The sequence below is a fragment of the Mesorhizobium sp. LNHC232B00 genome, from assembly GCF_000502435.1.
GTDB classification, from domain to species: Bacteria; Pseudomonadota; Alphaproteobacteria; order Rhizobiales; family Rhizobiaceae; genus Mesorhizobium; species Mesorhizobium opportunistum.
In genome coordinates this window covers 15,092-26,820 of sequence record NZ_AYWP01000027.1, presented here as the reverse complement: position 1 = coordinate 26,820, position 11,729 = coordinate 15,092, and the positions used below count along the sequence as shown (strand labels likewise).

The 11,729-nt window shown below is 60.6% G+C and carries 11 protein-coding genes; 4 read left to right on the top strand and 7 right to left on the bottom strand.

The genetic code is table 11. From position 1 onward, the window contains the following. Positions 1-19: 19 nt before the first annotated feature. The 3 genes from X743_RS144490 to X743_RS144505 form a co-directional block, all read right to left on the bottom strand. Positions 20-1,018, bottom strand: a complete 999-nt coding sequence (locus X743_RS144490; RefSeq protein WP_023768060.1) for an ABC transporter substrate-binding protein — start codon at positions 1,016-1,018, stop codon at positions 20-22. Positions 1,019-1,150: 132 nt separating this feature from the next. Next, positions 1,151-2,245: an ABC transporter ATP-binding protein gene (locus X743_RS144495; RefSeq protein WP_023768059.1), complete on the bottom strand. Its 1,095-nt coding sequence runs from the start codon at positions 2,243-2,245 to the stop codon at positions 1,151-1,153. Positions 2,246-2,719: 474 nt separating this feature from the next. Beyond that, on the bottom strand, positions 2,720-3,739 hold the full coding sequence (locus tag X743_RS144505) for a GlxA family transcriptional regulator (protein WP_023768057.1): 1,020 nt from the start codon (positions 3,737-3,739) through the stop codon (positions 2,720-2,722). A gap of 398 nt (positions 3,740-4,137) precedes the next feature. On the opposite strand from X743_RS144505, the gene X743_RS144510 reads away from it, so the two are divergent. The 4 genes from X743_RS144510 to X743_RS0136880 are packed head-to-tail and all read left to right on the top strand — an operon-like array spanning position 4,138 to position 9,298. After that, positions 4,138-5,382: a sarcosine oxidase subunit beta family protein gene (locus tag X743_RS144510; protein ID WP_023768056.1), complete on the top strand. Its 1,245-nt coding sequence runs from the start codon at positions 4,138-4,140 to the stop codon at positions 5,380-5,382. Between the two features lie 11 nt (positions 5,383-5,393). After that, positions 5,394-5,729 carry a sarcosine oxidase subunit delta gene (locus X743_RS144515; protein ID WP_023768055.1) on the top strand — a complete coding sequence of 112 codons (336 nt, stop codon included), beginning with the start codon at positions 5,394-5,396 and terminating at the stop codon, positions 5,727-5,729. A gap of 1 nt (position 5,730) precedes the next feature. Continuing rightward, on the top strand, positions 5,731-8,730 hold the full coding sequence (locus tag X743_RS144520; RefSeq protein ID WP_023768054.1) for a sarcosine oxidase subunit alpha family protein: 3,000 nt from the start codon (positions 5,731-5,733) through the stop codon (positions 8,728-8,730). Next, a complete protein-coding gene (locus X743_RS0136880) occupies positions 8,723-9,298 on the top strand; it encodes a sarcosine oxidase subunit gamma family protein (RefSeq protein ID WP_023768053.1) in 576 nt (191 codons plus the stop codon). Before X743_RS144520 ends, X743_RS0136880 begins: the two co-directional genes overlap by 8 nt. Positions 9,299-9,303: 5 nt before the next feature. On the opposite strand, the gene X743_RS1000000172375 is transcribed toward X743_RS0136880, so the two are convergent. From X743_RS1000000172375 to X743_RS144530, 4 genes are read right to left on the bottom strand one after another with little or no spacing between them, the layout of a single operon-like run. Then, positions 9,304-9,471: a hypothetical protein gene (locus X743_RS1000000172375; protein WP_023768052.1), complete on the bottom strand. Its 168-nt coding sequence runs from the start codon at positions 9,469-9,471 to the stop codon at positions 9,304-9,306. 44 nt (positions 9,472-9,515) lie between these two features. After that, complete coding sequence (locus X743_RS1000000172370; protein WP_023768051.1) at positions 9,516-9,656, bottom strand: hypothetical protein; 141 nt, start codon at positions 9,654-9,656, stop codon at positions 9,516-9,518. A gap of 22 nt (positions 9,657-9,678) precedes the next feature. Beyond that, positions 9,679-11,085 (bottom strand): hypothetical protein, encoded by a 1,407-nt coding sequence (locus X743_RS144525; protein WP_156934513.1) that lies wholly within the window; start codon positions 11,083-11,085, stop codon positions 9,679-9,681. 49 nt (positions 11,086-11,134) lie between these two features. Next, positions 11,135-11,707: a hypothetical protein gene (locus X743_RS144530; RefSeq protein ID WP_156934512.1), complete on the bottom strand. Its 573-nt coding sequence runs from the start codon at positions 11,705-11,707 to the stop codon at positions 11,135-11,137. Positions 11,708-11,729: the final 22 nt, after the last annotated feature.

The window sequence follows — 11,729 nt, the reverse complement described above, 5'->3', positions numbered from 1 at the left end:
CCTCCCCCTGTTTTGGTCGTTACTGGGCCAGCCAGGCGTTAAACCGCTGGCGGAGCTGTTCGCCGTGGTCCGCCCAGAATTGCGGGTCCAGAACCAAGACGTTGCCCATGTTCGCCGGCGCGGTTGGCAGGTCCGGAAGGACGCCGGGGTCGATGTTCGGGGTCGCGTCCTTGTTGGCCGGACCATACGAAATGTACTTCGTCAGATCCGCCTGCGGGCCGGCCTGCGTGGCGAAATTCACGAACTTGTAGGCGGCATCGAGGTTCGGGCTGCCCTTCGGGATCGCCCACCAGTCCCAATCGAAGGCCTGGGCGTCCCACATGACCTTGAACGGCTTCTTGTCCTTCTTCACGGCGTCATAGAAGCGGCCGTTGTAGCTCGTCGCCATGATGACTTGCCCGTCGGCCAGCAGCTGCGGGCCCTGGGAGCCCGCTTCCCACCAGATGACGTCCTTTTTGATGGTATCGAGCTTCTTGAAGGCGCGTTCGACGCCTTCATCTGTGGCCAGCACCTTGTAGACGTCCTTCATGGGCACGCCGTCAGCCAGCAGCGCCCATTCAAGGTTGACCGCTGGATCCTTCTGCAGCGCGCGCTTGCCGGGGAATGTCTTGGTATCGAAGAGATCGGTAATCTTGGTCGGCGCCGGGTTCAGCTTCGTCGTGTCGTAGGCGAGAACGACAGCGTAGATCAGCATCGGCACAGCGCATTCCTGCAGGTCGCCGCCAAAAAGCTTGGTCCTGTCGACGCCTATCTTGCTCCAGTCGATCGTCTCGAAGATGCCTTCAGAACAACCCGCCAGGGCAGTCTGGGTGATGACGTCGACGACGTCCCAGGTGACGTTCTTCGTCTCCACCATGGCACGGATTTTCGCGATCTCGCCGTTGTACTCGCCTTCGGTGATCTTGGTGCCCGTCTTTGCGGCGAACGGCTCGAAGAAGGCCTGACGCTGGGCAGCTTGTGCTGCGCCGCCCCAGGCGACGATGGTTAGCTGATCAGCAGCCAGAACCTGGCCTGACATGAAAACAGCTGCCGCGAGAGATACGCTGGCTGCCAATTTGGCATGGAGTCTGGATATCATTTTCATTCCCCTTTTGTAACAAGCTGGGGTGACCCCAACTGATTGATTACTGACGTCGTTGGTGTGCGCAGGTCACCGTTCGGAATCGAGCGCGCGGCAGTCCTCCTTTTGCCATCCAACCCGCAAGGCTGAGCCGGGACTAAGCGTTGGCGCATTTATTGCGTTTGGCACCTTGATGATGAATTCGCTGCTACCGCAGACCTTGGCTCGGACGCGGATGGAATCGCCGAAATAGATCAGCTCCTCGACCATCGCCTCGAGGACGTTGCTGCATTGATGGGTGGGGTTGATTTGAACCCTTTCGGGCCTGATCGACAGCATCGTCGTCGATCCCACGCCACTAACGTGCACCGGAACCGCCTCGACCCGGGTGCCGCCGTCGACCTCCACGACACAGCGGGAACGATCGAGCTCGACGACCCGGCCGTTCAGGCGATTGTTCTCGCCGATGAACTGGGCGACGAAGGAATTCTGCGGCCGTTCATAGATGTCGCTCGGCGCGGCGAGCTGCTGGATCACGCCGTCATTGAACACGGCAACCCGATCGGACATCGTCAGGGCTTCGCCCTGGTCGTGCGTGACATAGACGACCGTCACGCCAAGGTCGCGATGAATATGCTTGATTTCCAGCTGCATATGCTCGCGCAGCTGCTTGTCGAGGGCGCCAAGCGGCTCGTCCATCAGCACCAGCTTTGGCTCGAACACCAGCGCCCGGGCAAGAGCGACACGCTGCTGCTGGCCACCTGAAAGCTGGCCTGGCCGGCGCTGCCCGAGATGCGACAGCTTAACCATGTCGAGGGCGCGCTTTGTGCGCGTCGCGATGTCCGCCTTGCTGACCTTTCGCACGTTGAGAGGAAACGCGAGGTTCTCCTCGACGGTCATGTGCGGAAACAAAGCGTAGTTCTGGAAAACCATCCCGATGTTTCGGCGGTGCGGAGGCACGTGGTCGATCGGTTCGCCAGCCAAGAGAATCCGGCCATGGGTCGGCACTTCGAACCCGGCCAGCATCATGAGCGTCGTTGTCTTGCCCGAACCCGAGGGGCCCAGCAAAGTCAAGAATTCCCCATCGCGAATATTGAGGTCGAGATTTTTGACGATCAGAGACTGACCGTCGTAGGTTTTCTGAACGCCGACAAATTGAACGTGGTTGACAGCTTCATTGTCCATTGTTCAGCGCACGACCCTTTTTCCAGGTTGACTGTCGCACGGCGCCCTCAGGTGCCGTTCTCCTCGGTACACCATCAAGGGATGACATAGCTTTTTCGCTGGTTGGCGATGCGGCCATACCTCCCGACACTCTGTTCCAAGCCTTCCAAGTCTTGCGCCTGGATTTCGCTATCGGCCCAACATATGGAACATATGATCCACATATTGGTACCGAACACAAAAAGATGTGTCAAGGCGGATTCTTGGTAGGAGGGCGCAGGCGCGAGGAGGAGCAAAATGCAGTGCGCTTGTTGCTGCGATGCTCCAACGGCAAAGGACGAGCGGTCGGATGAAGACAGGGCGCGCGTCACTGAGCCCATCCAAGGATCTGCGGCTTGCCGCTCAGATCTCGTGGGCGCGGGGTATCTGATCCCAAAAGGTGCGAGGAAACGTGGCGCCAATCACATGCGAGATCGGGTCAAGGGCGCCTTGCGATCAGACGCCGAGGTCACGCGTGATCTTCTGGCGGCTTTTCCGGTATCGGCTCGGAGGCGCCCCGAACCTTCTTTGAAACCACCTCGAAAAATGCGCCGCGTCCGTGAAGCCGCATTCGTGCGCGATCTGGGTAATGGTTCGAGCCGTGTTCAGCAGAAGCCATCGCGAATGGTCAAGCCTCAGGTGCCGAAACACCGTGCTCGGGCTGCCTTGGGCGTGCTTCTGAAAAGCCCGGTTCAGGTCCTTGCTCGACGTTCCGACCTTGCGTGCGATTTCGGCAACGGAGAGCGAGGATGAAATCTCGAACTCCATGAGATGGATCGCGCGCTCCACGCGCCAGTCGCCGCAGGTTGCCAGGATGTTGGTCTGCATATGCGAGGCCGCAGTGGGCAGCCGGCTCGTCTCCATCATCATTTGCCGGAGGCCTTTCTGGGCCCGAGCCTTTCCACAGTGCTTGCTGACCAGATAGACGGCCAGGTCCAGGGCCATAGCGCCTCCCGGACAGGTGATGATATCGCCGAGATCGACAAAGGGACGATCAGTAACCGGAACCACCAGGGGAAAGTCGGTCTGCAACTGCACCCTGTGGAAGAAATGGATGGCGCATTCCCGTCCATCCAGCATACCCATTTGCGCAAGCAGCATCGCACCGTTGTCGACCCCTACAACGGGCACGTCCGCAGAAATCGCTTGCCGAAGGTATTCGCGCGAAGCCTCGTCGGCCTCGAGCGCGAATGGCATGCGGCCGCCGATCACAATGATGTAGTCGAACCCCTCGCAAGCCGGGAAAATCTCATTGGGCAACATCTCCAGGCCGCAGCTGCTGCGAATGGGTCGCAGGTCAGGCGCGACCAGACTCCATCGGCAGTAGATCTGGTGACTTCGATCTCCCTCGTCGGCGGCGTGACGCAGGCTTTCGACGAGACAGGTAAAGGGCAAGAGCGTGAACTCTTGGAGCAACATGAAGCCAACCCGCAGGTCAGGATCGGGTGGAGCAGGCGAATCGTGGGCGACGTTCATGGCCTTCAGCACTTAGCCGGATATGGCAGGCCCATACAAGAAATTGACCCATTTGTACAATCTTCGAGGCCGGACTTCCGCAATACTTTGCTCCCGAGGTGGGGCGTCGATATCCAACTAGCGACTGCGAGCCCACCGGGATGCACAAACATTCCAGGGAAGGGGAAGCCATGCGTCTATGGCAAGGGTACACGGCACGTTCACGAACATCGCCTGGATCTGCCTCCACGCTACCCGCGACGGCCGCCATCGAGGCGGAGAGCGACAACGAAGCTCAGCCAGGGAAATCCCGACTGTTCGGCAAGGCCTACTCTCCTAGCGCTTGGTTCTAAAGCGTTTCCGTCAAAGCCCCGTTCAACACGTGCCGGGGGCCACTCGTTCAAGAAGATCCCACAAGCATGCAACGCTACTCGTTCCTCAACATCCTGCGTCAAAGCATCAGCTATCACAAAGGCTGGCAGCGCGCCTGGCGGGACCCCGAGCCCAAAGCTGCGTATGACGTGGTGATCGTGGGGGGTGGCGGCCATGGTCTCGCCACCGCCTATTACCTCGCCAAGGAGCACGGCATCACCAATGTCGCCGTGCTGGAAAGAGGCTGGATTGGTGGCGGCAACACGGGGCGCAACACCACGGTGGTGCGCTCGAACTATCTGTGGGACGACAGTTCAGCGATCTACGAGCACTCGATGAAGCTTTGGGAGGGGCTGACGCAGGAACTGAATTACAACCTGATGTTCTCGCAGCGCGGCCTGTGCTTCCTGGCGCATTCAGAGCATGAGATGCAGGAGATCCAGCGCCGAGGCAATGCCATCCACCTGAATGGGATCGAAAACGAGTTTCTCACCCCCGCACAGGTCAAGGCGATGATCCCCGAGATCAACCTCAACTCTCGGTTCCCCGTCGCCGGAGCTCTGCTGCAGAAGCGGGCAGGCACCGCACGGCACGATGCCGTAGCCTGGGGCTTCGCCCGTGCCGCCGACGCTCTTGGCGTCGATATCATCCAGAATTGCGAGGTAACGGGATTTGACATCCAGGGCGGACGGGTGTCGGGCGTAAGAACCTCCCGCGGCAATATCCGCGCGACGCGCATTGGCGTGGCTGCCGCAGGGCACAGTTCCGTCATCATGAAGATGGCCGATGTCGAGATGCCATTGGAATCGGTGCCGCTGCAGGCCCTGGTTTCGGAGCCGATCAAACCAGTGATCGACTGCGTGCTGATGTCGAATGGCATCCACGTCTATGTCAGCCAGTCCGACAAGGGCGAGCTGGTCGTGGGCGCCGGCACGGACCCCCAGAATTCCTACTCGCAACGAGGCGGGTTGGATGCGATCGAACATGTGGTCGGCCCGCTGCTGGAGTTGATGCCGATCTTCTCCCGCTTGCGGATGATGCGGCAGTGGGCCGGCATCGTGGACATCTCGCCCGATCGTTCGCCAATCATCAGCAACACGGGCGTCGACGGCCTTTACGTCAACGCCGGCTGGGGGACTGGCGGCTTCAAGGCCACGCCTGGCTCGGGAAATGTCTTTGCAGCGACGCTGGCCAAGGACGCGCTGCATGCGATCGCCAAGCCTTTCTCCCTCAACCGTTTCACCAGTGGCCGTCTGGTCGACGAGGCCGCTGCCGCGGCCGCAGCCCACTAAGGAAGAAAAGTATGATCCAGGTCGAATGTCCCTTCTGCGGCAAACGCAATCTGACGGAATTCAAGTACGGTGGGCAGGCGCATGTCGCGAGGCCAGACAATATCGCCGAGGTAAGCGATGCCGACTTCGCGCGGTACCTCTTCATGCGCAAGAACCCCAAGGGCACGCATCAGGAGCGCTGGAACCACGCCATGGGCTGCCGGAGGTGGTTTAACGCTGTCCGGCACACGGTCACTGACCAGTTCTGGGCAACCTACAAGGTGGGCGAGCAAGCGCCTCTGCCGCCCTTGGATTGGGACGGCGTGCAATCGAAATCCGAGCATCGATCCGAAGCAGGAGCGCGCTGAGATGGCACAGGTCAATCGCGTCGCGGGCAGGGGACGCATCAATCGGGCCAAGCCGGTAAATTTCAGCTTCAACGGCAAGGCTTACCAAGGCTATGCCGGGGACACCCTGGCCTCCGCGCTCCTGGCCAATGGTGTCAGGCTGGTCGGCCGCTCGTTCAAATACCATCGTCCGCGGGGCGTCTATACCGCAGGGTCCGAGGAGCCCTCCGGCTTGGTCCAGCTGGAACCCGGTGCCTACACCGAGCCGAACACACGGGCGACGATGGTCGAGATCTACGATGGACTAAAGGCTGATAGCCAGAACTGCTGGCCTTCGGTCCGTTGGGATATTGGTGAGATCAACAACGTCTTTGCCCGGGTGATCCCGTCGGGTTTCTACTACAAGACGTTCATGTGGCCGAAGAGCTGGTGGAAAGGCGTATACGAGAAGGCGATCCGCAGATCCGCAGGCCTCGGGCGAAGCCCGAAGGAAAACGATCCGGACGTCTATGAACATCGCCACCAGCATTGCGATGTTCTGGTCGTCGGCATGGGCCCGTCAGGCCTCGCCGCCGCTTTGAATGCCGGGCGCAGCGGCGCGCGTGTCATCGTCGTAGACGAGAACGCCGAAGCGGGAGGCTATCTGCTCAGCAGCGGCGGGGATATCGACGGCAAACCCGCAGGCCGCTGGATTCAGGGGGCATTGGCCGAGCTTGGCGCAATGGAACAGGTCACGATTCTGACCCGCACTACCGCGGCCGCCTACTACGACCACAACTACATCACCCTCCTGGAGCGGGTGACGAACCATCAAGGCCCGCGCCAACGCGGAGTGCGAGAGCGGTTCTGGAAGGTTCGCGCAGCCCAGGTGGTCCTTGCCACCGGCGCCCAAGAACGTCCGCCGGTGTTCGCCGACAATGACCGCCCAGGCATCATGATGGCCAGTGCGATACATAGTTACGTGAACCGTTTCGGGGTTTTGCCCGGCAAACGAATCGTGATCTTTACCAACAATAGCTCTGCCTACGCCGCTGCAATCGACGCTCATGACGCAGGTGCGAAGGTCGTGATCGTTGATACCCGACCTTCTCCCTCGGGCAGATATGCCAACGCCGCCAAGGGCAGAGGTATCGAAATCCACGCTGGTTACGGCATTATCGGCACCAAGGGCCGGCTTGGCGTCAGGTCCTGCGAGATTGCGCGGCTCAGCCCCGATGGGCGCACCGTGTCGGGCGCCTCGATCAAAATACCCTGTGACGCGATCGGCTGCTCGGCGGGCTGGAGTCCCTCAGTGCACATGTGGAGCCAGGCGCGCGGCAAAGTCACCTGGGATCCGGAGACTGCCTGCTTCAAACCGAGTTTCTGCCAGCAGAAAGTTCGCTCGGCCGGGTCATGCAACGGCACATTCGCTCTCGCCAATTGCCTGGCGGAAGGCGCCGAGGCTGGTGCTGCCGCTGCTCGCGACACCGGCTTTGATTGTGTCGCCATCGTGCCGGTGGCCCCTGCGGACGAAGCTTTCGACCTGCATCCAATCTATTATGTGCCGACGCGCAAGCCAGTCAGCGAAGGCCACAAGGCCTTCCACGATCACCAGAACGACGTGACCGCTGCCGACATCCATCTGGCTCACCGCGAAGGATTCGTGTCGGTTGAGCACCTCAAGCGCTACACGACGACGGGCATGGCCACCGACCAAGGCAAGATGTCGAACGTGAACGCGCTTGCCATAATGGCGGATCTCCGCGACGTCACGATTCCGCAAGTCGGCACGACCACGTTCCGTCCCCCCTACACGCCGATTACCTTCGGCGCGATGGCTGGCCAGAATTCCGGCAAGCTGTTCCACTTCACTCAAAAAACACCGATGTGGGACTGGCACGCAGCCAACGGCGGCGTGATGGAAGCGATGGGCGGTTACTTGCGCCCCACGGTCTATGTCCGGGCAGGCGAAAGCCACAGAACGGCCGAGAACCGCGAAGTGCGGATGGTGCGCCAGTCGGTCGGCCTTTACGACGCGTCGACACTTGGCAAGATCGATGTGCGCGGCCCGGATGCGACCAAGTTCCTGAACCTGGTGTACTGCAACGCTTGGGACAACCTGGGGCAAGGGCAGGCCAAATACGGGTTCATGCTCAACGAGCGCGGAATGATCTTCGACGACGGTGTGACCGCCAAGCTTGGCGAGAACCACTATCACATGACCACAACCACCGGAAACGCGCCTGCGGTCCTGGGGTGGCTGGAGGACTGGCTGCAGGTGGAATGGCCTCACCTCGAGGTCTATCTCACCAACGTTGCCGAACAATGGGCGGTCTGCTCGCTGGCGGGACCGAACGCCAGGAAGGTCCTCGCAAAGCTGACGAACGCCGATATCTCGGTGGAAGGCTTTCCCTTCCTGACGATGAAAGACATGAACGTCGCCGGCGTCGACTGCAGGGTTATGCGGGTCAGCTTCACCGGGGAATCGACATTCGAAATCAATGTGCCCGCCCGTTTCGGCCATTATGTCTGGGAGCAGGTCATGAAGGCGGGTTCTGAGTACGACATCATCCCCTTCGGAACCGAGGCGCTGCATGTCCTGCGCGCCGAGCGCGGCTTCGTGGTGGTGGGGCAGGACACCGACGGGACGGTCACCCCCATGGACCTTGGGATGGGCTGGATCGTCTCGAAGAAGAAAGGCGACTTCATCGGCAAACGCGGGTTCTCCGCTCCGGAAGTGGCTCGCAAGGGTCGCAAGCAGTTGGTCGGGCTTTTGACCGAGAAGCCCAACTACGTGATCCCGTTTGGCTCGCATCTGGTCGAGAATGCCACCCAGAAACCGCCGCTCAAAACCGTTGGCTGGGTCTGCTCGACCTATTGGTCCGAGACGCTGGGGCGCTCGATCGCACTCGCGTTGGTGGAGGACGGTCGAGCGCGCATCGGCCAGTCCTCGACCGTTCGCAACATCAACGGCGATGTGGAAAAGGTGACCCTCACGCAGCCCTGCTTCTTCGATCCAAAGGGAGAACGTGCAAATGCTTAATCGTATCGGATTCGAGCCCGTTGCACGCTCGCTGATTTCGGCGAAGACGCCCGTACGCGGCGCGGCAAATCTGGACCAGGTCGACCAATTCGGTGCCATCAACCTGCGCCTGCCCAATGCAATCCTACCTGCGAAGGTGACGAAGGAATACGGATTGCTGCTGCCCGCCAGGCCCAACACCTTCACTCAACAGGGCGACGTGACGGTGCTTTGGCTGGGGCCAGACGAATGGATGATCCACGCGCCTCTCAAGAGGACCCACGACCTGAAACAGGAAATGGAGACGGAACTGGCCGGCCGGCACGCTGCGGTGACGGATGTCTCGGACAACTCGGTAGCCATGGAACTGGGCGGCAAATCCGCCCGGCGTATTCTTGAGAAGGGCTGCCCGCTCGACCTCCATCCGCGTGCGTTCGGCCCCGGCCAATGCGCACAGAGCCATTTTCTCCAGGCGGTGATCCTGCTCGCTCAAACCGAAAGCGATCGGTTCCTGCTTCGGGTGCGCAGATCGATGAGTGAGTACCTGTGGGATGCCCTCGCCGACGCCATCATGAAGGAAGGTCATTGAGCTGATTACCGTGGCGACGGCATCGCTCCCGCCTCGAACACTTCGTCGATCTTGCGATAGATGTCGATCCGGCCTTCGCCTTTCAACATGAAGAGCTGCGCGGCGCGATAATAGTTCGTCGTCCGCTGAAAGAAGTTGCGCGCACTGATCCAGTTGCCGTGAGCCTCGGTCACGCGAGCTCGCTCTTCACAGATTTGCGTGCATCTTATATGGCGCGTTAAATTCCCGCTCCAACGGCGGCCGCCTCGCGATACACGCGCCACATGCCGACGCGGTCGAACACGTCATAGATCGCCAGCGAGCGCTCGCCGTCTGTCTCAAGGGAGATCGGCCATGCCGGGAGCGGGATATGCTCCATATTCGGCTCTGTGGATTGGGCGCTATGGCACGTTCGCGAAGCTGTTCACCTTCACTACCCATCTGTGGCTCCGCAATTGCTGCCTCGCCATGACAGAGGCGCCGCCAGAGATGCGTATCTCCTTCTGCCCCCCCTTTTCCATGCTACGCGTCAGGGTGCGGTCCAACCTACGCAACCAATCGGCATTGTGGGGGGTCCAGGCGAGTTCGTCTGATGTGACGATCGCCATCTTCTTGTTGCCAGCCACCCCGATTATCGGCACGCCCTCGATGATTTGTACATTGTCGATGCGTTCGATGCCGAACGGGCGAAACGACAGATAGGCGAGCGTCTGCAACGCGGCAAATGCGCTGGTCCGGGTATCGCTACTTGCGATGAAATCGGCCAGTTCGCTGAGCCCCGACGTGACCGAGAGGCTCGCCAGGTAGCCGACGGCCTGCGTCTTTTCCGTCGGAGTCAGCTTGTCGGTCAAAGAAAGCCGTTTGATCGTTGCTTCCGGGACATGCAGGTTCGCCAAACGGTCGCGATTGACGGCGGCGCTTTCGCTCGGGTCCGTGTCGAGGGTTCGGTCGGTCACCGAATCGAGGGTTCCAAGCCCGGAAATAATCGCGCCGCCCACGCCCGGAACGAAGCCTATGGCCTTGTCTATGCCGAAGCCGCCGGCCGCTGAATAGGTTGCGACCTTGTCGAGTTCGCCGGCAAGCGGCACATAGTGCGTGTAGGGATCGACCTTCAATTGGGCTGCAAGGCGGCGCTTTGTCTTCGCGATCCCAACGAAGGTTTCAATCAGGCTGTCGTCCTCCCGGTCCGGCTGCTTTTGCTCTGGATGGCCCAATGTGGTGACGAACTCGCCGGCGCCGGACATGCGGCGCTGGATGGAGTGAACCTTTCGTTCGATGTTGGAATACCCTGCTTTGGTGGAGCCGACCGGATCGCTCACCGTGCGGTAGACGGCAACGACTGGGCTGACGACGGCGCCGCCCGCGCCTTGGATGAACTCTCCGGCTGGCGAGCGCTTCTTGAGAGCCTCGAGGGCCAGCAATTCCTGAATGTGCTTGCGTGCAAGGCCGTCTCCGGTGACCGTGTAGGAGCCGGCCTTTGTCGTGAAAGTGTAGACGTTATATCGGCCGTTACTCGCCACGTCAGGCTGGATCGCATAGCCGATTCCCATCTGATAGGTCCCCAGCAGAGTGCCCGCCGGTTGAGCCTTTGGCGCTTCCGTCGGGCCTTTCGATTTAACTGTGGGCGCCTCCGCCGCTCGTGCCGGCGGTGAGGTATAATCGAAGAACTTTCCATCGTTGCCCGTGGAAGCGCATCCCGCCAGCAGGACAAGCAGCAGCATGATCGGCCCGACGGACGACAGGCCCGGAAAGGTCCTGGACAACGCCGGTCTGCGCCAACAAATACGCGCGAGTAAAATCTTCATCATCGTGCTTCCTGCTATGTGGCGGACGACCAAGAGAATGCGTGAGTTCAGGTTAGTGGAGGTCCAGGACTTCCTGGCAAAGCTCCGAGAATTGCGTCCGCGAATTGGTCAGGCAGCTGCGGATCGTCAGCGGGAAAAGTCCGCCGCAGATCGTTTTCATCTCAATCTGGCAGCTGTGCGCCGTGTCCCAAAAGCTTTGACAGGCCGGCGATAGATCCGAGCGGTTCTCGGCGACGCAGTTGGCGATGGAATTGGGTGTCAATCGCCACGGGCGCAGGCAGAGCGACCGGATTTCAGCGCCGCATTTTTTCTTGACGGCAGGCGAAGGGGCGGCCAACTCAGAGGTGACGGCGTCCGTCACGAGCAATGCCAGAGCCAGAACGAGACAAGCGAGCCGAAGAGTGGCGGCGATCACGGTTGACAGATGTCGGAGCATCGGCAAACGACCGCTCTGTTGCACGCCGGGCGGGGATCGCTCCCTATTCATACGCATACACATAATCGTACTCCCAGAGTCAGGATCGGTGCGACCGACTTCCTGACTTTCTCGTGCGAAGGAAGATGCGAAGCCGAGCCCTGCAGGCGCAACGTAGTCCGCCCATTCCTGAGCCGGATTCCATGCCATGACGACAGTCTCCAAGGTCCGA

Excerpts from the sequence above, each read along its gene's own strand:
- X743_RS144490 (WP_023768060.1), bottom strand. The coding sequence starts at position 1,018 with ATGTCAGGCCAGGTTCTGGCTGCTGATCAGCTAACCATCGTCGCCTGG.
- X743_RS144495 (WP_023768059.1), bottom strand. The coding sequence starts at position 2,245 with ATGGACAATGAAGCTGTCAACCACGTTCAATTTGTCGGCGTTCAGAAA.
- X743_RS144505 (WP_023768057.1), bottom strand. The coding sequence starts at position 3,739 with ATGAACGTCGCCCACGATTCGCCTGCTCCACCCGATCCTGACCTGCGG.
- X743_RS144510 (WP_023768056.1), top strand. The coding sequence starts at position 4,138 with ATGCAACGCTACTCGTTCCTCAACATCCTGCGTCAAAGCATCAGCTAT.
- X743_RS144515 (WP_023768055.1), top strand. The coding sequence starts at position 5,394 with ATGATCCAGGTCGAATGTCCCTTCTGCGGCAAACGCAATCTGACGGAA.
- X743_RS144520 (WP_023768054.1), top strand. The coding sequence starts at position 5,731 with ATGGCACAGGTCAATCGCGTCGCGGGCAGGGGACGCATCAATCGGGCC.
- X743_RS0136880 (WP_023768053.1), top strand. The coding sequence starts at position 8,723 with ATGCTTAATCGTATCGGATTCGAGCCCGTTGCACGCTCGCTGATTTCG.
- X743_RS1000000172370 (WP_023768051.1), bottom strand. The coding sequence starts at position 9,656 with ATGGAGCATATCCCGCTCCCGGCATGGCCGATCTCCCTTGAGACAGAC.
- X743_RS144525 (WP_156934513.1), bottom strand. The coding sequence starts at position 11,085 with ATGATGAAGATTTTACTCGCGCGTATTTGTTGGCGCAGACCGGCGTTG.
- X743_RS144530 (WP_156934512.1), bottom strand. The coding sequence starts at position 11,707 with ATGGCATGGAATCCGGCTCAGGAATGGGCGGACTACGTTGCGCCTGCA.